The following is a 23,156-nucleotide window of genomic DNA, read 5'->3' as shown; positions in this document are numbered from 1 at the left end:
TCTGCCCGTTTTCTCCCTGCCGTTAAGCATATAGGCCCGGCCGGGGGTCTGGCAATCGGCGCGAAAGGCGGGGGCCGGGGCGGTTTCATTCCGTTCCCGACACGACAATCCATTCCTTATCCGAAATAATCCCAATCCACGGCGGCCAGCCGCCCTTCGCCGTAACCGAACTCCAGGAAATGCTTCAACCCGTTCAACCCGGCCGCCGCCACATCGGGATTGGCCGCCAGATAGGCGGCGGCATTGAAGAAGGGCGTGGCGGCCCGGCCTTCGGCCATGCCGAAGGACAGGTAATGGTCGATGGCCGTGACCGCCCCGGCCCGCACCGCCCCCGCCACGTCCGGATTCTCCGCCAGGTAATAGGACGTGTCGAAGAACAGCGACGGATTGCGCCCTTCCGCCTTGCCGTTGGACAGCCAGTGCGCCAGACCGCTGCCCAGCGCGCCGCCGCGCACGGCGGCGGCGATATCGGGATATTGCGCCAGATAGTAATCCTCGTCGAACCAGTCCAGGCCCGACCGCCCCTCCGTCCTGCCATAGGCGTCGTAATGCGCCCGGCCGGAGGTGAAGGCGCCGGCCTGCACGGCCGCCGCCACGTCCGGATTGTTGGCCAGATAGGTGGCCTCGTCATAAAGCGACACGCCGGGCCCGCCCAGCAGCAGCGCACCCCGGTTGAACACCGCCACTTCCACCTGGCTCAGCCGGTCCGTCCCCTCCGGCCCGGTCAGGGTGAACCCGTCCCCGTCGCGGGTCAGGGTGAAGCTGCCGCGCGGATTGTCGTAGAAGGTGATGTCGATGCCGCCGCCGCCGGTGATGCGGTCATCGCCCGCCCCGCCCGTCAGCCGGTCGGCCCCGGCCCCGCCGGTCAGCGTGTCCGCCCCCCGCCCGCCCAGCAGCGCCGACCCGGTCGCCGTCGCCGTCAGGGTATCGGCCCCGTCGCCGCCCACCGCCCGTTCGAAGGCGCCGGCGGTGAAGCTGATCGCCCTGTCTCCGATGGCCCCCGTGCCGGCGGCCAGATCGAAACTGACGGCGGCGGTCACGGCCGCCGCGTTCAGGCTGTCATGGCCGCCATCGCTGTCGGTGATGCTGGCGCGCCCGGCATTGCCGGTCACCAGGGTCGCGAACTCGTCGGTGAAGACATGGTTGTCGTCGGCGCTGCCGCTATTGCCATAGGCGCGCAGGCCCCAGCCGGTCAGGGCACCGGTGATGCCGCCATCGCGGTCGGACAGCGACAGGCGCCATTCGCCCGACGCCTGTTCGCCCAGCAGTCCCGCCACCCCGAAGGTGAAGCCGACATTGTCCTGCGACGACCCGAAATTCGACAACCGTCCCTGCCCCGGCCGGTCGACCAGGGCATAGGTCGTGCCCGAGGGCGAGGTCAGGGTTACCCGCAGGTCACCGATCCAGTTATGGACGATGGAAAGATCCACCTCCACCCGGTCGATGGTCAGGTCCCCGGCCAGACTGAGGGTGGTGGACACGCCCGTTGCATTATCGTCGGGGATGGCCAGCACCGGGGCCATTGTGGCGCTGGCCGACAGCACGGCCTCGTTGGCGGTGGTCTGCTGCCCGTGCCAGGTCTCCGCCAGGCGCACGGCGGCGCGGGCATCCACCAGGCCGAAACCGAAGCCTTCGCTGTAATGCATGGCGCCGCCGTTCCAGGTGCGGGCCGCGTTGCCGGTCCAGCCGCCCGTCGCGGCGCCGATCTGCCGGGCCGACAGGGCCAGGATCTCTTGCACGTCGCGATAGCCCAGGTCGGGATTGGCCTCCAGCATCAGCGCCACCACCCCCGCCACGGCCGGGGCGGAAAAGCTGGTGCCGTCCAGGGTGGCGCTGTCCCCGCCCTCGTACCCGGCGGCACCCGGCCGGTCGGCGGTGACGATGCCCACGCCGGGGGCGGCCACCAGCACCGACACGCCCGGCGTGCTGAAGCTGGCCAGGGCGCCGTTGCTGTCGGTGGCGGCGACGGTGATGACGAAGCGGCTGTTCTGGAAATTATGCAGGTTGGTATCGTCGCCATACTGGCCGGTATTGCCGGCCGCCTGCACCACCACCGTGCCCTTGCCCCCGCGCCCTTCCGCCGCCAGCCGCGCCAGGGCGGCGCCGGAGATGTTGAACGGATTGCTGTCGAAATCGTCCAGGAAGGCGCGGTTGGGCGTGGATTTGAAGAAATTGCCGAAGCCCCAGCTGTTGTTCAGCACGTCCACCGTGCCGATGGCGCGCAGGAAGGTGGCCGAACTGGTGGCGGCGAAGACGGTGGTGGAGCTGCTCAGCGGGTCGTAATAGGAGACGAGGTCGGCATTGTAGGCCACGCCCACCCCGCCGGACCCGTTGCGTTCGGCGGCGATGACGCCCGACACGGCGGTGCCGTGATTATCGTCGCCCGTCTGCGGCGCCCCGCCCGCCGCCCCGGTGGCGGCCACCCGCGACAGGCCGGTCAGCAGATTGTCGTCCAGATCGCGATGGCTGGGATCGATCCCCTGGTCCAGCACGCCCACGCGCACGCCGCTGCCGGTATAATCGGCCCAGACCGGCAGGACATTGATGCCATAGATGCCGTTCAGGTGCCATTGCCGGGCGAAAAGCGGGTCGGCGGGCGTACCGCCCAGGGGGCCGGCGGGGTCGGGCGTCAGCGGTTCCTGCACGCTGGCCGACAGGCGATAGCTGCCGGTCTCCGTGTCCGACGCCCCTTCCGCCGACAGGTAATAGCGCCCGCCGGCGGTGGCGGTGAAGGTCAGCAGGCTGTCCAGCCCCGTGCCGCCATCATCGTCGGACACCAGCTGCTGGCCGGCCGCATCCAGCAGCCGCAGCCAGGGATCGTCCAGGGTGCCGCCGCCGCCATCCAGCCCCGACAGGGTGAAGCTGTAGGTCCGGCCCGCCACCAGATCGATGGCGAACCAGTCCTGGTCGCCCACCGCCTCCAGCCGTCCCGTGACCGATCCGCCCACCGCCACCGTGCCCTGCGTGGCGGCGGTGCCGGCATAATCGTCGGTCGCCGCCTGGGTCACCGCCACCCTGTAGGTGCCGGTGTAGGCACCATCATAGGCGGTGGCGGCGATGTAATAGCGGCCGGCGCTGGTGGTGGTGAAGGACAGCTCGCTGTCGGCACCGATGCCGCCATCGTCATTGTCGCCCAGCAGCGTGCCGAAGCTGTTGTGTATCTGCACCAGCGGATCGGACAGGGTGCCGCCGCCGCCATCGCGGCCCGACAGGCCGATCACATAGCGGGTATTGGCCGCCAGATCGACGGCGAACCAGTCGCTGTCGCCCGCCACCTCCAGGTTGCCGGTGGCGCTGCCGCCCACGGCCACGCGTCCCGTCGTGCCGGTGGTGCCGGCATAATCATCCACCACCTCCACCCGGCTGGCGGACAGGCGATAGCTGCCCGTGGTGGGGGTGATCAGCGAGGCATCGGCGACAAGATAGAGCCGGCCCGTGCTGGTCGCCGTGTAGGTCAGGAGACTGTCGAAGCCCGTGCCGCCATCATCGTCGGATGCCAGCAGCAGGCCGGAGGCGGAGCGCAGCTCCAGCCCCGGATCGGCCACCGTGCCGCCGCCGCCGTCGCGGCCCGACAGGCTGAACCGGTACTGGGTGCCGGCCGTCACGTCGATGGCGAACCAGTCCTTGTCCCCCTCCGCCTCGATCGTGCCGGAAAGCGACCCGCCGACGGCCAGCATGCCGGTGCCGGTCACCGCGTCACCATAATCGTCGATCAGGGCGGAAAGCTGATAGTTCCCGACGATGCCCGGCGTCTGGCTGCTGGCCGCGGCCGACAGGTAGAGCCGGCCCGTGCCGGTCGCCGTATAGGCGATCTGGCTGCCCAGCCCCGGGCCGCCATCATCATCGGCCACCAGGCGCGTGCCGGTGGCGGACAGAAGCTCCAGCGTCGGGTTGCCCAGGCCGGAGGTGGCGGTGCCGTTCAGCACGAAATAATACCGGGTGCCGACGGTGACATCGACGGCGAACCAGTCCTTGTCGCCGACATTCTCGATCTGGCCGGTGGTGGCGGCACCGCCCGCCACCACCCGCCCCGTCGTCGCGGTGGTCGCGGCATAATCGTCGGCGGGTGCCGGCGTGGTCACCAGTTCGGCCGTCAGGCGGTAGGTGCCGGTGGTGGTGGCGGGCGTACCGTTCGCCTGGTAGAGCGTGCTGGCGGCGAGATACAGCGTTTCCGTGCTGGTCGCGGTGTAGGTGATCTGCGCGTCCCGGCCCGTGCCGCCATCATTGTCCTGCGCCACGATGTCGCCGCTCAGCATGGAATGCGCGACCAGATAGGGATCGGCCAGGGTGCCGCCCCCGCCATCCACACCCGACAGGGTGAACCGGTACCGGCTGCCCGCCGTCACATCGACGGCGAACCAGTCCCCGTCGCCCTGGATCTCGATGGTGCCGGTGGTGCCCGTGCCGCCCACCGCCACCCGGCCCGTGGTCATCGACCCGGAAACCTGATCGTCGGGGATCACCATGGCCGACACGCGATAGCTGCCGGTCCCGGAGGCCAGGTTGGCGCTGGACCCGACCGACAGATAGTAGCGGCCGGTGAAATGGCTGGTATAGGTGATCTGGCTGTCCAGCCCCGTGCCCCCGTCATCGTCGGAGCTGGTCGGGCTTCCCTCGATGAACATCAGCTGCAGGGCGGGGTTGACCAGCGTGCCGCCACCGCCATCGGCCCCCGACAGGGTGAAGATGTAATGGTTGCCCGCGACCAGATCGATGGCGAACCAGTCCTTGTCGCCGGCCGCCTCGATCCGTCCGGCGGCCCCCGCCGCCCCCGTCGTCAGCAGGCCCGTCGTGCCCGTGCCGGCCGCGTAATCGTCCGCGGCGGGGGCCGTCACGGTCACGGCCGACAGACGGTAGGTGCCTCTGCTTGTGGTCTGGAAATCGGCCGACCCGGCCGCAAGGTAGAGCCGGCCCGTGCTGGCCGCCGTATAGGTGATCTGGCTGTCCAGGCCCGTGCCGCCATCATCATCGGATGTCAGCAGCAGCCCGTTGGATGACAACAGCTGCAGGTAAGGGTCCACCAGCGTGCCGCCGGCCCCATCCACGCCCGACAGGGTGAAGCGGTACTGGGTGCCGGCTACGACATCCACGCCGAACCAGTCCTTGTCGCCGGTGGTCTCGATATTGCCGGTGGTGCCTGTGCCACCTACCGTCACCCGGCCCGTCGTCGCCGTGGTGGCGGCATAATCATCGGCCGTACCCAGGGCGGTGGCCGACAGCCGGTAGGTGCCGGTGGAACCGGTGGTACCGGACATCAGGCTTGTGGCCGACAGATAGAGCCGGCCGGTGCTGGCCGCCGTATAGGTGATCTGGCTGTCCACGCCCGTGCCGCTGTCATCATCGGACAACAGCAGCACCCCGCTGGAGGTCAGCAACCGCAGATAGGGGTCCCACAGCGTGCCGCCGTCACTGTCGCGGCCCGCCAGGGTGAAGCGGTATTGCGTGCCGGCCGTGACATCCACGGCGAACCAGTCCTCGTCGCCCACCCTCTCGATGCTGCCGGTGGTGCCCGCCGCCCCCACCGTCACCCGGCCCGTGGTGAGCGTGCTGGCGGCGTAATCGTCCGCGACCGGGGCCGTCACGGCCACGGCGGAAAGCCGGTAGGTGCCCATATCCCCGAACAGGAAATCGAACGACGAGGCCGCCAGGTAGAGCCGACCCGAACCGGTGGCCGTATAGCTGATCTGGCTGTCCAGGCCCGTGCCGCCGTCATCGTCGCTGAGCAGCAGGCCGCCGCTGGACGATCGCAGCTCAAGATACGGGTCCGACAGGGTGCCGCCGGCCCCGTCTATCCCCGACAGGGTGAAGCGGTACTGCGTGCCGGCCGTGACATCCACGGCGAACCAGTCCGCGTCGCCCGTGGCCTCGATGCGGCCGGTGGTGCCGGTGCCCCCCACCGTCACCCGGCCCGTGGTCGCCGTGCTGGCGGCATAATCATCCGCCGATACCGAATAGACGCTGGTGCCACCGACGTCGCGGATGCGCGACCATTGCGACTGGCCCACGCCCTGCAGGGTGACGGCGGTCAGGCCGGCGATGGACATCACGGTATTGCCGGACCCGTCCAGGCGCAGCGTCACCCCGCCCAGCGCCACCCAGGTGCCGGCATTGACACGGTCGACCTCCGGATCGAAATCCTGCACCAGGTCGTTGCCCGAGGCGCTGTTGAAGGTGAAGATGTCCGCACCCGCGCCGCCGCGCAGCGTGTCGTCGCCGTAATCCAGCGCCAGCAGGTCATCCCCGGCCCCGCCATCGACGCTGTCATTGCCGTAACCGCCATCCAGCGTGTCATTGCCGGCCCCGCCGGCCAATGTGTCCGTGCCGAAGCTGCCGACCAGTGAATCGTTCCCCGCCGTACCATTCACCTGCATCACAGCCCCCCGCCGATCCGAAAGGATTACCAATCTAGTGAAGCGCAATCATGGCGGCAACAATCGCCGGCAGTATCAATCGATTGTCACATTGGTGGTGGGATTGCGTTTAGCACGATCGTTCGTTATCCTGTCGACAACGTCGGATAGGCAGAGGAAACCGCCATGGAAGCGGACATCGCAAGCATCGAACAACCCGCCACCATCCGATGCCCCGACGCTTGCGACCTGGCCGGGCGCCTGTTCCTGCCACCGCAAGACCAGCCGCCGGAACTGGCCCTGGTGCTGCACGGGGCCACGGGCGTGCCGCGCGATTACTACGCCCGGTTCGCCGCCTGGCTGGCCGGGCACCGGCGGGCCGCCGTGCTGATCTATGATTACCGCGATTGCGGCCATTCCGCCCGCGGCCCCGTGCGCCGGGCGCGGGCCGACATGGGCGACTGGGCCGTCACCGACCAGGGGGCGGCCCTGGACTGGCTGGCCGACCGCTATCCCGACCTGCCCCTGGAGGTGATGGGCCATTCCCTGGGCGGCATGGGCCTGCCCTTCCATGAAAAGGGATCGCGCGTGCGCCGCCTGACCACGGTGGCCACCGGCCCCTCGCACTGGACCCGCCATCCACGGAATTTCATCACCAAGGCGGCGGCCTTCTGGTTCGTGCTGGGACCGGTCACGACCCTGGTGCTGGGATACATGCCGGGCTGGGCCCTGGGCCAGGGGGCCGACCTGCCGGCCCGCGCCTTCTGGCAGTGGCGGCGCTGGTGCACGACCCGCGGCTTCTACCGCACCGACTGGGGCCGCACCCTGCCGCAGCCCGACCTGTCCCGCATGAAGGGCGAGGTCCGGCTCATCGCCATCGAGGATGATGAGATGATCCCGCCCCCCGTGGTCCGCGACCATGCCGCCTTCTTCCCGGCGGCGACGGTAACCCACCATGTGGTCCCGGTGGAAGCCGCCGGCGTGCGTGCCATCGGCCATCTGCGCGTCTTCTCCGAACGCTGCAAGGCCGCATGGCCATTGCTGGCGCAGGGGTGACCAAGCCGTTCGCATTGGCCGTAGGTCAGGTCGAGCGAAGCGAGCCCTGACATTTTTATTGGCACCGTCGTTCGTCAGGGCTCGGCTCACGCCTCGACCTGACCTACGGTTAGCCCGCCCTTCACCCCTCGGCGGCGCCGGTCAGGTTCTTCACATCGTCGTTGGGCGCGATCTCGCGGGCCTTGATGGCGCTGACGGCCAGCATCTGGCCCATCAGCCCTTCCAGATGGTCGTTGGCGGAACGCAGGTTGCGGGCCAGGATGCGCACGATGCTGGCCACGAACGGATCGGCCTCCGCCAGGCGCTGACGCACCTTCTCGCCGGAGATGACGATCAGGGTCGTATCCTCCACCGCATGGGCGCAGGCCGAGCGCGTGCCGTCATCGATCAGGGCCATTTCCCCGAACAGGCAATTGGGCCCCACCTCCGCCAGCACCACGGGATGCTCCGGTTCGCCGCGCCAGATGCGGATGCGGCCCGACTGGACCAAGTACATATGGTCGCCGCGTTCACCCGTCAGGAACAGCTGCTTGCCGGCAGGCACGAACTTGCGGTTGAGGATACCTTCGGCCATTTCCCGACCCCTTAGATAGCATACGCCTGTTATCGTTCCCCGCCCGCCCCCTGGCAAGGTTTTGTTGCCCTATTACTTGTCCGCCATCACCACCAGATCACGGTTGCCCCCCATGGCCAGCCGCTCCAGATGCAGGCTGGACGGGCCATCATCCGGCCGTTCCGCCGCCAGTGCCGCGAAGGCATCCAGCGCGCCCGCGTCGCCTGCCGCCATGGCGGCGTAGGCGGCACCATAGGCGATCATGAAGGCGCTCTCCGCCTCCGCCTTGTCCAGCGGCTGCAGAACCTCGATCGGCTCCGTCTTGCCCTTCAGCACGACGCGGCCGATGGGCCGGCGGGCCAGGTCGGGGCAGCGCCCGGCCGTCGCCCCGCTCATCGCCACGCGGGTGCCGAAATATTTGTTCAGCCCCTCCAGCCGCGCCGCCGTATTCACCGCGTCGCCCAGGGCCGTATATTCGAACCGCGCGTCGGACCCGAAATTGCCCACGCTGGCCGGTCCGGAATGCACCCCGATGCGGGTGACGCCAAACGGCCGCCCCGCCGCCGTTTCCGCCACAAGGAAACTCTGCGCGAACCGGTCCAGGTCCAGGGCACAGGCCGCCGCGCGCGCCGCATGGTCGGCCATGTCGCGCGGTGCGCCGAACAGGGCGAAGACGGCATCGCCGATGAACTTGTCCACCATGCCGCCATGGGCGAACACCACCTTCACCATCCCGTCCAGGTACCGGTTCATCACATCGGCCAGGGTGGCGGCGTCCATCCCCTCCGATATGGTGGTGAACCCCGCCACGTCGGTGAAGACATAGGACATGTCGCGGCGCTTGGGGTCGATGGACAGTTTCGACGGGTCCTTGATCAGATCGTCCAGCAGCACGGGCGACAGGTACTTGGCAAAGGCCGCCTGCACGAAACGACGCTGGTCCCGCTCCTGCCGCCCGCGCCAGATATCGGTCAGCCACAGGCCCAGCATCACCGACAAGGACGGCCCGATCTGCGGCAGCAGGATATTGGCCTTGGCATAGGCCGGATCGGCCAGCAGCCACAGGCCGATGATCAGACCCAGCCCCAGCAGCGCCCGCAGCCACAGCGATATCTCCACCAGCCCCAGCGCCAGACCCAGCCCGGCGGCCACCAGCCCGACAATCACCGCCAGCGCCAGTCCCTGTTCCGGCGGCACCCGGCCCTCGATCAACTGCGACAGGGCATGGGCATGGATGGTGATGCCGGGCAGCACGCCGGCATTGCCGGCAAAGGCCGTGCGGAACGGGGTGATGTGGCGGTCGCGGTCCGACAGGTCGGCCCCCACCAGCACGATCTTGTCCTTGAACCAGGCCGGCGGCAGCAGCGCCACGGCATGGGCGGGGAACTGCCGGAACGGTGCCGTGGCCGCATCCGGCCGGCCGCGCCAGGCGATGGGGGTCAACCCGCGCGGCGGGGTCAGGCCCAGATGCGCGGCCAGTGCGGGCACCACGCCCGCCTGCCAATGCCCGTCGGGTGCGGGTTTGCCGGGGAATATCCAGCGCACCGTGCCGTCCAGGTTATCCTTCACCAGATTGGCCCAGCCACGCCGTGGCGCCGGCACGAACGCGTCGATATAGGCGACCTGCGCCTCGGTCAGCCCCTCCGCGGCACCACCATGGCTGACCACCAGCGGGATGCCCAGCCCCCGGATCGCCTCGGCCAGCGCCTGGTCCTTGGCCGGCTCCGTCGGCTGGTCCAGCAGCACGTCCAGCAGCACCGCCTTCGCCCCCTTGGCCTCCAGCATGCGCAGCAGATCGGCCAGGAAGGCGCGGTCGACGGGGGAGCGATAGGGAAAACGCGCCAGCGTATCCTCGGTGATGGCGGCGATGACGATGTCCGGCTGCTGGGCGGCCGCTGGCGTGCGCGTCGCCACCCGGTAATCCGCCACCCAGTTCTCGATCCCCTGCAAAAACGGTGCGGCCCGCACCAGGGCCAGGGGTGCCAGACCCGCCAGCAGCAGGATGGAAAGGATGATGGGCAGGCGGCGCAGGTCCATGGCCGGTCAGTTCGCGGCCAGCAGGGCGCGCGCCTGCCGGTCGCACTGCTTGGCCGCCATCCAGCCCGCCGCCATCCTCGGCGCCGTCACCGACGCCGGCAGCAGGTGGAAGGTGACGGCCGCCGCCGCCCCGTCAAGCTCGAACAGCATCGTGCCGCCATCGGTGATCGGCAGTTCCGGCAGGGCCAGCCGCCCCTCTCCCGCCGGCCACTCGGCATTGGCGGTCCAGGCGCGATCGGCCGGCATCAGGGTCAGGCTGGCCGGCTTGGCGGCATCGGCGCGCCACAGCACCACCTCCTGCCCCACCTTCACACAGGCCGAACCCGATGAGGCCGCATCGACCAGCCACGGATCGGGCAATGCCGCCTTGGCCCCGGCATCGCGCACGGCACCCAGGCTGGTCGCGTCGGTGCCGCGCGCCGACAGCAGGCCGGCCAGCTGCTGCGTCGCCCCCTGGCCGGCGCCGGCCGGCGCGCCCTTGAACGGCCCGCGCAAGGTCACCTGCGACCCATCCTCCCCGATCAGCACCAGCCGCGCCCCGTCGGCGAGCGTCAGCGCCGCCTTGTCATCCACGGTGGCGCCGGGAGCCAGGTCGATGCCCTTGGCCTCCGCCACCACCAGCGGGGCGGCGTGAACGGACGTGGCGAACAGCAGGGCGAATGCCAGAAGCGGGGCGGGGCGGACCATGGGATCAGGCTCCATTGCCAGGGTTGGCGGCCGCACCCACCAGGGTGAAGGCCGCCCAGTTGAAAGGATGCGCCGTCGCGGGCGACGACGCCAATGATCGTTGTGCCGCCGCCAGGGCGGCCGCCTTGTCCAGACCGGGATCTTGCGCGAACAGGCCGGTCATCAGCAGCACGGTCGGCGCCGACGGCACCTGCCAATGGCTGACCAGCAGGCCGCGCGCACCGGCGAAGAAGAAGCTTTCCGCCAAGCCGGACAGCGCCTCGCCGCCCAGCCGCGCGTCGCCGCCCGCCGTGTTGCAGGCCGACAGCACCACCAGATCGGCATTCAGGCGCAACAGCGCGATGTCGGACGCGGTCAGCAATCCATCATCCGCCGCACTGGCTGGCGGCGTGTCGGGCGGCGCCAGGGCCAGCCCCGGCTGCGATTGGCAGCGCAGTTCCCCCGGCAGCAGGCCATGGGTGGCGAAATAGACGATGCGGTACTGCTCCAGTCCCGCCGCGCGCACCGCCGCCTTGGTCACCGCCCCGCCCGTCAGCAGATCGGCCGGCGTGGCCCCCAGCCGCCGCCCGATCTCCCCGATCTCCCCCGCCGTTTCCGGCAGCGGCGCCAGGGCGCGCAGCAGGGCCGGGTCCAGGGCGGCATCGGTGCGGCATTCCTCGCCCAGCGCCTTCAGCCCGCCCGCATCCCTACCCTGGAAGGGCGGGGCGGCGAACCCGATGAAGGGCTTGGCCGCTTGCGGTCGCGTCACGGCCCCCGACAGGGCCAGGAAGGCCGGTACCGACGGCATAACCGACACCGCCATGTCCCGCACCAGCCAGGATGCCCGGGCATAATCCCCCGCCTGGGCCTTTTCCCGCACCAGCAGGGCCGGCGGCAGGCTGGCCAGGGCCGCGGACGGCACCAGCAGCAGATGCTCCACCCCGGCCAGCGCATCGCCGGCCCCGCCGAACAGCCGGACATAGAGGTCATGCGACAGGTCCAGGTCGAACGGCGGCAGCACGCCTGCCCGCGGCGTGATCGACCGGCGCAGCTCCGCCACCTTATCCTGCAAGTCGGCGCGCCCGATCGTGACCGAATACGCGATCAGCTTGGATTTCGTGAGGATGAACCCATAGGAGCCGCCGGACGCGAAGGCGAACTGCACCAGCGCCTGCCCCTCGCGCAGCCGGGCCCGCAGCGAAGCCGGCTCCACCGGCGCCGGCTTGGTCAGCCGGGCATAATCGGGGAAGGCGGCCTGCAACTGCCGCTCCAGCCCCTGGGCGTCGGCCGTCGCCGCCTCCAGCTGCTTGGCAAGTCCCTCTTCACGTGCCCGGTCACGCTGCACATCCGGCTTTGCGGTTTCCGCCGCCGCCTCGATCCGCAAACGGTCGCGGTTGCGCACCCCGTCCTGCTGCCGGCGGATCAGGTCGGACACGGCGGGATCGGTGCTGGCGAAGCGGGCGGCGGTGCGGGTGATGGTCTGGCCCACCACCCCCTCGCGCACCGCCTGCAACGCCCGGAACATCTCCGCATGGTATTCGGCACGCTTGTCGGGCTGGGCCTGCGACCGCCGGTACAGCACATCCAGGAACGGCGCCAGCCGGTCCAGCGGCAATTGCCCCCGTTCGGTGTCCAGCCCCGCCAGCATGCCCAACGCCTCGCGATAGATCGCCAGCGCTTCATCATCCATGCCGGCCTGGGCATAGACCCGGCCCAGTTCCAGCATGCTGGACGCCACCGGCCAGCCGGCACCGAACAGCTGCTTGTTGGACGCCACCGCCTTGGACATCAGGGCGGCCCCGCCGGCCGCATCGCCCTTGCCGGCCTTGGCCAGTCCCTGGATACCCAGGATGCGCGCATGCCACCAGGGCGGCAGGCCGCGCGTGCGGCTGAACAGGGTCGCTGCCTCCTGTGCGGCCGCATCCGCCAGCCCATATTGCTCCAGCCGCAGGGAAACCGTGGCCTCCAGCAGCAGCGAATGGATCAGGTCGCCCCTGGCCGCCGCCAGGCTGCCCAGGACGGCGCGGTTGGCCCCGCCGCCGGCCTGTTCCTCCAGATCATCGACGATGGCGCGGCGGATGGCGCTGCTGTCGCGGCCCAGCGACAGGGCGCGCCGCGCATCGCCGCCATTGGCGGCATGGAAGGCCATATAGCTGCCCAGCCGCGCGCGGGCCGCCTTGTCGAAGCTTTTCTGCAAAAGCGCGTCGGCACGGCGGAACAGGGCATCGGCCTCCGGCCCCCGCCCCTGGTTGGACACTTCCAGCGCCAGCGTCATCAGCGTGTCGCCGGCCCCCGGACTGTCGGGCCCCAGCGCCTTGGTCTGGATATCCAGCGCCTTGCGGTAGGCGGCCTCCGCACCCGCGTAATCCTCCACCGAATTGGACAGGCGCCCCACCTCCGACGTCCGCTCGAACGCGTTCAGATCGCCGCGCCCGAAGGAAATCGCGCCCTCCCCCAACGCCGCCCGCAGCGCCAGCGACCAGTCGTTACCTGCCGCGACACCCGTGACCGGCTCGGCCTTCATGCGGTTGCCGGCATCCATCATCAGCTCGGCCAGGGCCGGGATGCCATCGGCCTGTACCATGCGCCGTCCGTCGAACAGGGTGACGGCCAGATAGGGCCAGCCCCCCTCGCGCAACTGGCAATGGCTGACCAGCACCGGATGGCCTTGCGGGCCGGTCTGGTTGGCCGGCGGCTGGCAGATGGCCTTCTGCGCCAGCCCGCCGGCCCAGGCGGTACGGCTGTTCTCCAGCAGGACCTGCCGCTCCCACGCCGCCTTGTCCTTGGGCAGGGGATCATAGAGATCGGTGACGGAAAGCCCGCCGCTGGGCTGTTCCCAGCTGCCGCAGAACAGGGAATAGGCGGTGCCCTCGCCGCTTTCCACCGGCACGGCGCGGCATTCCTCGCCGATCAGGTTGCGGCCCATGGCGATGGGGCCGGCGCCACCGGCCGCCGGTTTCGCGGGCACCCCCGGCCCCTTGGCGGCACAGCCGGCCAGCAGCAGCGCCAGGAACAGGGGGGCGAGAGGCCGCGCCATCACCAGACCCTGCCCAGATTGGGGAATTGCTGTTCCAGGCCGGGCGTGCCCTCCGGCGCCTCGCCGGGCAGGCGCCGCTGCTGCGACAGCAGGCCGGGGATCATCTCCTCCGCGGCACTGTCATCATCGGCGGCCGATCCGCTGGCCGACTGCACATTCTGGTTCACCGCCGCCAGTGCCGCCGACGCGCCGTCGACGGTGGGGGCGGGCGTGCTGCCGGCCGGTGCCGGCGGCGGCGCGACGGGGGCGGCGGCCACGGGGGCCGCCACCGTCACACTGGGCACCGACGGGGCGCGGGCCGGCTGGGTGATGGTGGTGACAGGCGCCGCTTCGGCCACGGCGGGCGGCAATACGCCGCTACCGGTCACGGTCAGCTGCCCGCCGACATAGGTGATCTGGTAATTGGCATTGGTGATGCCCTCGGCATTGATGGCGTAGGGGCCGGCGGCGGAAGTCGCGTCGGCCAGGGTCTGGAAGCGCAGGCCCGTCAGGTTGTCGCCGGTATCGCCATTGACCAGCCCCTGGAACCGCGCCGTGAAGACCGGGTTGGCGGCGCCATAGGCCCGCGTCACGCTGTCCACCAGCACCGACAGCGGGGCGGGATTGATGGTCAGTTCCGCCCCCTGGAAGCTGATCCTGTAATTGCCGTTGGCGGCCAGCGTGCCCTGGCCGATCGCATAGCGCCCGACATTGCCGCCGCCATCACGGGCCAGCGCGCCCGACAGCACGGTCCCTGCCGCATCCCCCCGCTTCAGCCCCGTGACCGCATAGGTCAAAGCCGGGTCGGCCGCACCATACAGCCGGGCAACGGCATTGGCCGTCACCGACAGCAGGGCCGGGTTGATGGTCAGCTGCCCGCCGGTGAAGGACATCGTGTAATTGCCGCTGGCCAGCGCCAGGCTGCCCTGGTTGATGGCATAGGTCCCCGCATCCTCCCCGGCCGCGCGGACCAGCCCGCCGGACAGGATCGAACCGGCACTATCCCCACGCTTCAGGCCGCTGACGCTGTAGGTCAGGGTGGGGTCGCCATCGCCATAGGTCCGCGTCACCATCATCGCCGCCACCGACAGGTTGGCGGGGGTGATGGTCAGGGTACCGGGCGTGAACGCGATGACATAGTTGGCGCTGGTGGCGGCCAGCGTGCCCTGGGTGATGGCGTAGCTGCCCACATCCTCCCCCGCCACCCGCGACAGGCTGCCCGACAGCACGCCCTCCAGCGTATCCTTGCCGCGCAGGCCGGTGGCGGTGAAAGTCAGGGTGGGGTCGCCATCGCCATAGATCTTGGTCAGGTTGGCGGCCACCACCGACAGGGTCAGGTTGACGGGCAGGATGGTGAATTCCGCCCCGGTGAAGTTCAGCCGGTAGTTGGCGTTGGCCGTCAGCCCGCCCTGGCCGATCGCATAGGTGCCGACATCGCTGCCCGCCGCCCGCACCAGCGCACCCGACAGGACGGAACCCGCCTCATCCCCGCGCTTCAACCCGGAAACCTGATAGGTGAGCGCGGGGTCGCGGTCCATATAGAGGCTGGTAATGGCATCGGCGGTCACAGTCAGCGCCGCCGGGGTAACCGTCAGCGCCCCACCCTGGAAGCTGACGACATAGTTCGCCCCGGCATCCAGGCTGCCCCGGGTGATGGCATAGGTCCCGACATTCTCCCCGCCCGCGCGGGCCAGGGCGCCCCCCAGGCTGTCCCCCGCCGCCAGGCCGGAAACGCTGAACGCCAGGTCGGGATCATCGTCGCCATAGACCTTGGTCACCGACGCGGCCGTGATGGTCAGGGCCGCCGGGGTGATGGTCAGCGTCCCGCCCTGGAAGCCGACCGTATAGTTCGCCCCGGCATCCAGGCTGCCCCGGGTGATGGCATAGGTGCCGACATCGCGGCCCCCCGCCCGCTCCAGCGCACCCGACAGGCTGTCCCCCGCCAGCAGCCCGCTGACACTGTAGGTCAATGCCGGATCGTCCGTGCCATAGACCTTTGTCGCCGACGCGGCCGTAATCGTCAGGGGGGCGGGGGTGATGGTCAGGGTCCCGCCCTGGAACGTCACATTATAATTCGGCCCCGCCGACAGGCTGCCCTGGCTGATCGCATAGGTCCCGGCATCGCGGCCGGACGCGCGGGTCAGGGTGCCCGACAGGCTGTCACCGGCCACCAGACCGGTGACGCCATAGGTCAGGGCCGGATCATCCGTGCCGTAGATCTTGGTCACGGATGCGGCACTGATGGTCAGGGGTGCCGGCGTCACGGTCAGGGTGCCGCCCACGAAGCTGACCGTATAGTTCGGCCCCGCCGCCAGGCTGCCCTGGCTGATCGCATAGGTCCCTGCATCGCGGCCCGCCGCACGGGCCAGGCTGCCCGACAGGCTGTCACCGGCCACCAGCCCCGTCACGCCATAGGTCAATGCCGGATCATCCGTGCCATAGACCTTGGACACGGATGCGGCGGTGATGGTCAATGCCGCCGGATTGATGGTCAGCGTCCCGCCCTGGAAGCTCAGCGTGTAATTGCTGCTGGCCGACAGGCTGCCCTGGCTGATGGCGTAGGTGCCGACATTGCGGCCGGCAGCCCGGGTCAAACCGCCCGACAATGTGTCGCCATTGACCAGACCGGTCACGCTGTAGGTCAGGGACGGGTCGTCCGTGCCATAGATCTTGGCCAGGTTCGCCGCCGTCACGGTCAACAGGGCCGGCGTCACGGTCAGGGTGGATGTGAACGGCCCGCCCTGCAGCACATAGTTGGACGCATCCGCGCCCGACAGGCCCGTCACGCGCTGCGTATAGGACCCCGCGGCCAGCGTCGGCCCGACATTGACGCTGCTTCCCCCCGCCTCCACCACCAGATCGCCGGTGACGCTGTCACCCGTCACCAATCCGGTCAGGCTGACGGCACCGGCGGCGATCGCCTGGCCATAGGTGCCGGAAACAGCGGCGATGCTGGCGGTCAGCGCCTTCTGCGCCACGGTCAGGGTGCCGTTGCGGTTGCCGGTCCCGGCCAGCACGTAATTGGACGATGACGTGCCCGCCAGGCTGCTCAGCACCAGACCATGCGTCCCGGCCGACAGCCGGTTGGTCAGGGTGCCGCTGCCCAGCAGCACATCGGCCGTCACCGTATCGCCCGTCTCCACTCCCGTCAGCACCGGCGTGCCCAGCACGGCCAGGGTGCCGTAGGTGGCGTTCACATCGCTGATATCATAGGTGATCTGCTTGCGCGCCACGGTCAGCTGGCCCACCGAATGGCCGCTGGCATAGGAGTAATTGCCCAGATCGGCCCCGCCCAGCGTCACCGTCTGGCTATAGCTGCCGGCCGCCAGCTTGGGCGCCAGCGTGCCCCCCGACAGGCCCACGGTCGCGGTCACGTCATCGCCCGACACGACACCGGTCAGGACCGCACCGGCCAGCGTGGCCAGCGTGCCATAGATGCTGTCCACCGCCGCCACGCTATAGGTCAGGGCCTTTTGGGCGATGGTCAGGGTGCCGTCGGTATTGCCCGTCGCCGCGATCTCGTAATTGCCGGCATCGGTGCCGGTCAGGGCCGTGACCTTCTGCGTCAGGCTGCCGACATTGGTGCGCACCGCCAGCGTTTCCGCCGTGGCCCCGCGATAGGTGGTGACGGTGCCGTCCACATCGTCGCCGCCGACCAGCCCCGTCCAGGTCACCGCCCCGTTGCCGGCCAGCGTGCCATAGGTGCTGCTGCCATTGGCCACTTCATAGGTCAGGGCCTTCTTCGTCACGGTCAGGGTGCCGGTGCCATAGCTGAACCCGTATCCCAGGTCCGACGCCAGCGTCCCCGCCCCCGCCGTCAAGGTGTAGGCATCGACATTACGTCCCGCCCCGGTGATGGTGCCCGTGCCGCTGACGGCATCGGAAAGCGTGTCCCCCGTGACCAGTCCGCTCACCGTATAGGTCAATCCCGTAATGGTGGACCCGGTATAGGTGCGGCTGACGCTGTCCGGCGTCACGGTCAGGGTGGGGGCGTAGCTATAGACGAAGCGGTTGCCGGTATTGGACACCGTGGCATAGGTGCGGCCGCTGAAGGTGAAGGCGCGGTTATAGAGCGGCAGGGCGGAAATGCCGCCGACGCTGCTGGTCGACGGCGCGTGGGAGAAGACCAGGAACCGCCCGCCGCCGGTCACCACCAGGGCGCCCGACCCGCCATTATTGGTGAAATTGCCGTTGGCGGCCAGGACCAGGGCATCGCCCGTGCCACTGGCCGACACCACGGCACCCGACGCGATGGTCAGGTTGCCGCCACTGGTCAGCTTGGTGGTACCGCTGGTGGTGATCCCCGTCACCGACCCCACCGTGCCGACACTGCCCGCGCCCGACAGGCCGACATCGATGGACCCGGTATTGGCCGCGACGGTGGCAACGGCATTCGATGCATGGGCCAGCGTGTAGGCCCCACCCGTCCCCGTCAGGGCCAGTCCGGCGGCGGTGATGGCGGTGGTCTGCGTCACCGTCCCCGTGCTGGTCAGCGCCAGATTGCCGGTCCCCGCCGACACGCCGGCCACGCTGTCAACGCTGGCGATGGCGAAGCCGGTATCGTCACGGAAGGCGACATTGCTGTTGGTGGTGCCGGCGGCGAAGCTGGTGACGGCATTGTTGGCCGAGGCCAGCGCCACCGCCCCCGTGGCCGTCACCGCCAGGTTGGCGACGGTGATCGCCCCGCTCTGGGTGACGCCTGCGCCGCTGCGCAGATGCAGGGTGCCGGACCCGGTGGGGGCGATGGCCTGGCTGATGCCGATGGCCCCGGCACTGGACGACCCGATACGGATGGTGCCGGCCGTCACCCGGTTCAGCTCCGCACTGGAAATCTCCAGCGCCGATGCCGCATCGGTGGCCGACCCCAGATCGATGGCGCGAGCGGCGGTGGATGTGGTCAAGGTGGCGGTCGCCGTCCCGGCATTCAGGCTGCCCGTCAGGTTCAACCGGTCGGCCGACAGGGTGATGTCCTGGTTCTGGGTGCTGATCGCGGCACTGATGGTCAGCAATCCCTTGGTTGCGACCGCCAGGGTGCCTGCATCGCCGCCGCTGCCCGTGGAAAGCGCCCCGGCGATGGTGATGGCGCCATTGTTGCTGATGATGTTGGTATTGTCGCGGAATGCCGCTCCCGACACGGAAATGGCGCCCGTGCCGTCCGACCGGCCGATGGTGACGCTGCTGAACCCGGCGCGGAACGTGTCCAGTTCCACCTGCCCCAGCGCCATGTCGCCCGACGCGCCATCCCCCACGCCGATGCTGGCGGCGATGGTATGGGGCTGCACCACCAGGTTGCCCGACCCGCCGATGGACAGGGACGACCCGCCCGACCCGTTGGACAGGCCGACATCGTCGGCTGTCAGGGTGACGGTGCCGCCGCCGGCCGTGGTCCCGTTCCAGCCGATGAAGGCGCGGCTGAACTCCGCCCCGCTGTCGCGGTTGGCCACCAGCCGCGCACCGGCCCCGATGGCCGTCAGCGACACCGAACCGCCGCCCGTGGAATAGATGGCGCTGCGCGTGGCATCGTCGCTGCCCGGGTCGCCGCGCAGCAGGATGCCGTACTTGTTGGTACCCGTCGCGGCCTGGGTGCCGTTGATGGAAAGCGCACCCGTGGCCGTGCTCATGATGCTGTGCGCACCGATGGCGACGCCCGCCGTCAGGGTATTGCCCGCCCCACCCGTACCGTTCAGCGTGATGGTTCCGGCGCCGGTCGCGGTCAGGTTGCCGCCGGAGATGTTGATGCCGATGCCGGTATCATTGTTGGCCCCGCCGGTGCCGTTCAGCGTAATGGACCCGTTGCCCGCGACGCTGAGCGTGCTGCTGCCGGAGATGCTGATACCGATGCCGGTGGTGCTGTTGGTGCCGCCGGGGGCACCATCGCCATTGACCAGGATGGTCCCGCCGCTGCCGGCATTCAGCGTGCTGTTGGTGATATCGACGCCGATGCCGGTGGCGGCCCGGCCCTCCGCCGCCCGCGTCGCGGGATTGGTGCCGGAACCGATGGTGATGTTGCCGCCATTGGTGGACAGCGTCGCCCCGCTGACCAGCACGCTGCCCGGCGTGCCCGCCTCGTTCCCGTCGGCGGCCAGCACGATGTTCAGCTTGCCGGTGCAGGTACTTGGGTTAGTGGTCAAGCATCCAACCGTAGCGGTTGATTGAACCGCCACATCGATGTCGCTGGACAGCGTCAGGGTGCCGGTGCCCGACCCGGCATAATTGGCGGCCTGGGCCAGGGTGATCAGCGCATCGCCCGCATAGAGACTGGCATTGCCCGTGAAGGTCAGGCCCGTGGTACCCGCCACCGTGCCCACGGTCAGGTTCAGATTGCTCCGGAAATCGACCGACCCGGTATTGGCGGCCAGGGTCGTGACGTCGTTGCCGGTGCGGGTCAGGGTGTAGCTGCCGCCCGTGCCCAGCAGCGACAGGCTGGCGACATTGATGTCGGCCGTCTGCGTCACCGCCCCCGCACTGGCCAGCTCGACCACGTCGCCGGCATGGCTCAGCGCGCTGCTGATCACCAGATTGCCGCCATCCAGCGCCCCCAGCCGCAGCATCCCGGCGCTGATCTGGTTCAATTCGGCCTGGGAGACATTGGCCACGCCGGACCCGGCCCCCGTGGCGCCGATATCCATCTGGCCACCGGTGGCATAGGGGCGCAGCTGCACGCGGCCCGTGCTGGTGATGCTGGTGCCGGTCAGGGCGATGTCGCCGCCGGCCAGGATGATGGTGCCGGCCCCGGCGGTCACCGTCGTGCTGGACAGGGTCAGGCCCGACTGGCCGGCCAGGGTGATGTCGCCGCCATTGCTGGTGAAGCTGCCGGCACCGGTGGCACCGAACGTCCCCGACCCGTTATAGCCGCCGGTGAAAGCCATCCCCAGCTTGCCGGTGCCGGCCGTGACGCCGATGCCGCTGTTGAAGGTCAGGTCGCCCGCGGCCCGCAGGGTCAGACTGGCATCGCCACCCGCACTCTTGGCGATGCCGTCGGTCACGGTCATGGCGCCGCCCGTCTCCAGCGTCGCATTCTTGCCGGCGTTCAGGAAACTCTCGACCAGCCCGACAATGGCGCTGCCGACATTCATCGTGGCGCTGACCAGTTCCAGCGCACCGATATTGGTGGTGGACGGGTTGGCCGACACCGTGACCGTGCCGCCAGTGCTGTCGCCCAGGGTCAGGACGCCGGCCGTCACCCCCGACAGTTCCGTGGTGGACAGGGCCAGCCCGGCACTGTCATCGGTGCCGCCGACGATCAGGGCGCGGCTGGCGCTGTCGGCGCGCAGATGCACCCGGCCCGACGATCGGATGGTAGCGCCATCCAGAACCATGCCGTCGGCCCGCAGCGTCACCGTGCCCGACTGGCCCGACCCGCCGAACGTGGCGCTGCCACCGACCGCCAGCCCGACACTGCCCGTCCCGCCGGTGGCGGTCACCGCGACATCGCCCGACCCGGCCGATACGGCGAAGCCGCCGCTGGCCAGCACGCCGTAATTCGCCGTGCCCGTGCCGCCACCACCCGTGCCGGTCAGGCTGATATCGCCGGCACTGGCGCTGATCGCGCCACCACTGCTGCGATCCAGCCTTATGCCGACGGCACCCGCACCGGTGCCGTTGGAGGTGCCGGTGATGGCGATATCGCCCACACCCGTCGATGTCGCCGTGCCATAGGCGAAATCCACGCCGACGGCACCGGTACCGGTCACACCCATGCCGCCATTGCCGACGGACAGGCTGCTATTGCCGCCCAGATGGACGCCCGTGGCCGATCCGGCACCCGCCAGGGTCAGGCTGCCGGAACCGCTGCTGAAACTGGCGCCCGACAGATTGATGCCGGTGGTGGCACCGGTTCCGGTGGCGGTGACGCTGATATTGCCGCCATTGCTGGTGAAACTGCCGCCGGTCGCCTGGAACGACCGGCCGGCATCGAAATCCATGGACAGGGCACCGCTGGTGGACGTCACGCCCACGCCCGAGGCGAAACTCAGGTCGCGCCCGGCATTCAGCGACAGGGTGGCACCGGTGCCGGCCGTCTTGGCGATGGAACTGTTGACATTGATGTCGTTGCCGGCCGCCAGGGTGACGCTGGTGCCGCTGTTCAGCAGATTGACGATGGCCGATGCCGTGATCAGGCTGTCAGCACCGCTGTAATCGCCGGAACCGATAGTGCCATTGCTCGGGATGTCATCATCCTGCGACCCCGCCCCATCGACATCCGCCACCGTTCCGATGGTGATGTTCGTCGGGTCCAGCAGCAGCTGCCCCGCCTTGCCGCCCTTCCCGCCGGCCAGGTCGGCAGTGCCGGCGAAGCGCAGGGTGCCCTTGCCCGACACTTCCGCGAAGCCGCCATCGGTGGCGCCGCGCGCGCTGATGGCGCCGGCATGATCGGTGCGCCCGTCGGCCCAGACGATGACCCGCCCGCCGGCCCCCGTGGCGCCATCGGCGCTGATCCGGCTGCCGGCATCGATGCTTGTAGTCTGTGCCCGGTGCAGGTCGCCGCCGCCCTGGAAATCACCGCCGATGCGGATGCTGCCGCCATCCACGGCACCCGTGGCATCGACGGTCGCCCCGGCCAGCGCCACCTTGTCACCCAGGATGTCGATGGCGCCACCCTCGGCCCGCACGGTGCCGGTGACCGCCGTCTCCGTCCCCTCGCCACCGATGATGATGCGGCCATCCACCTCCCGCGCCGCCGTGGCCTCCACCAGGCCGCCGGCATTGACCACGCCTGCCATGCCGTCGCGCGCCGCGCGCGCGGTCATCAGCACCCGGGTTCCCGTCAGGGTGCCGTCATTGACCACCCGTCCCGCCACATCCGCCGGCAGTTCGAACCGCAGCAGGCCGTCACCGGCCAGATCCAGCGTGAAGCGCTCCGTCCCCGCCAGCACCACCCGGCCCAGCCGTGCCTCCACCAGCCCGCCATTGCGCACCTCCGGTGCCGCCAGCACGGCATAGCCGCCGTCCGCCACGCGGATCGTGCCCTCGTTGACCACCGAAGCCCCGGCCAGCCCGGCCTTGCCGAACACCAGGCGCCCGGCCGCGAAATCGGCATTGTCGATATCGGCCGTCGTGGCCAGGAAGGCGCCGGCATCCACCCGTGCTGCGCGCCCGATGACGATGCCGGCCTTGTCGATGATCACGACCTGACCATTGGCACTCAGCGACCCGTCGATGCGCGTGCCGGCACCGTTACCGGTCACGCGATTGACCAGCAGCGACCCCGCCCCCGGCTGGGTGACCAGCACCGACGCGTCCTTGCCGATATCGAAGCTGCGCCAGTCGATCAGGGCGCGGTCGCTGGTCTGGTTGATCAGGGTCTGGCCGCCCTGGCCGGCGGCGATGGTCGCCCCGCCCACGACGACGGTACCGCCCTGGGGCGACTGGGCGGCGGCCGGCAGGGTGAAGACGGATGCCAGCGTCAGGGCGCGGAAACCCCGCCGCCACCGCCTGTCCCGCCCCGCCTGCCACCGCACCGCCGCCGCCATTCCCC

The 23,156-nt window shown here is 69.7% G+C and carries 7 protein-coding genes; 1 reads left to right on the top strand and 6 read right to left on the bottom strand.

All coding sequences use genetic code 11. The features are described from left to right. Window positions 1–116: 116 nt before the first annotated feature. Complete coding sequence (locus ACM9HJ_RS22015; RefSeq protein WP_416573915.1) at window positions 117–6,371, bottom strand: pre-peptidase C-terminal domain-containing protein; 6,255 nt, start codon at window positions 6,369–6,371, stop codon at window positions 117–119. A 165-nt stretch (window positions 6,372–6,536) separates the two neighbouring features. On the opposite strand from ACM9HJ_RS22015, the gene ACM9HJ_RS22010 reads away from it, so the two are divergent. Beyond that, window positions 6,537–7,406, top strand: coding sequence for an alpha/beta fold hydrolase (locus ACM9HJ_RS22010; RefSeq protein ID WP_416573914.1), 870 nt, complete (start codon window positions 6,537–6,539; stop codon window positions 7,404–7,406). Between the two features lie 121 nt (window positions 7,407–7,527). Here the strand turns inward: ACM9HJ_RS22010 and ACM9HJ_RS22005 are convergent, their stop codons facing one another. From ACM9HJ_RS22005 to ACM9HJ_RS21985, 5 genes are all read right to left on the bottom strand, one after another. Beyond that, complete coding sequence (locus ACM9HJ_RS22005) at window positions 7,528–7,980, bottom strand: Crp/Fnr family transcriptional regulator (protein WP_416573913.1); 453 nt, start codon at window positions 7,978–7,980, stop codon at window positions 7,528–7,530. 72 nt (window positions 7,981–8,052) lie between these two features. Further along, window positions 8,053–9,996 (bottom strand): CHASE2 domain-containing protein, encoded by a 1,944-nt coding sequence (locus ACM9HJ_RS22000; RefSeq protein WP_416573912.1) that lies wholly within the window; start codon window positions 9,994–9,996, stop codon window positions 8,053–8,055. 6 nt (window positions 9,997–10,002) lie between these two features. Further along, a complete protein-coding gene (locus tag ACM9HJ_RS21995; protein WP_416573911.1) occupies window positions 10,003–10,683 on the bottom strand; it encodes a hypothetical protein in 681 nt (226 codons plus the stop codon). A 4-nt stretch (window positions 10,684–10,687) separates the two neighbouring features. Further along, window positions 10,688–13,699: a CHAT domain-containing tetratricopeptide repeat protein gene (locus tag ACM9HJ_RS21990; protein ID WP_416573910.1), complete on the bottom strand. Its 3,012-nt coding sequence runs from the start codon at window positions 13,697–13,699 to the stop codon at window positions 10,688–10,690. Further along, window positions 13,699–23,151: an MBG domain-containing protein gene (locus ACM9HJ_RS21985; protein ID WP_416573909.1), complete on the bottom strand. Its 9,453-nt coding sequence runs from the start codon at window positions 23,149–23,151 to the stop codon at window positions 13,699–13,701. Before ACM9HJ_RS21985 ends, ACM9HJ_RS21990 begins: the two co-directional genes overlap by 1 nt. Between the last annotated feature and the right edge of the window lie 5 nt (window positions 23,152–23,156).

The organism is Niveispirillum sp. KHB5.9 (assembly GCF_048066115.1).
Lineage (GTDB): Bacteria > Pseudomonadota > Alphaproteobacteria > Azospirillales > Azospirillaceae > Niveispirillum.
Note: the sequence above shows the minus strand (reverse complement) of the source record. Positions and strands in the feature narration are given on the sequence as shown.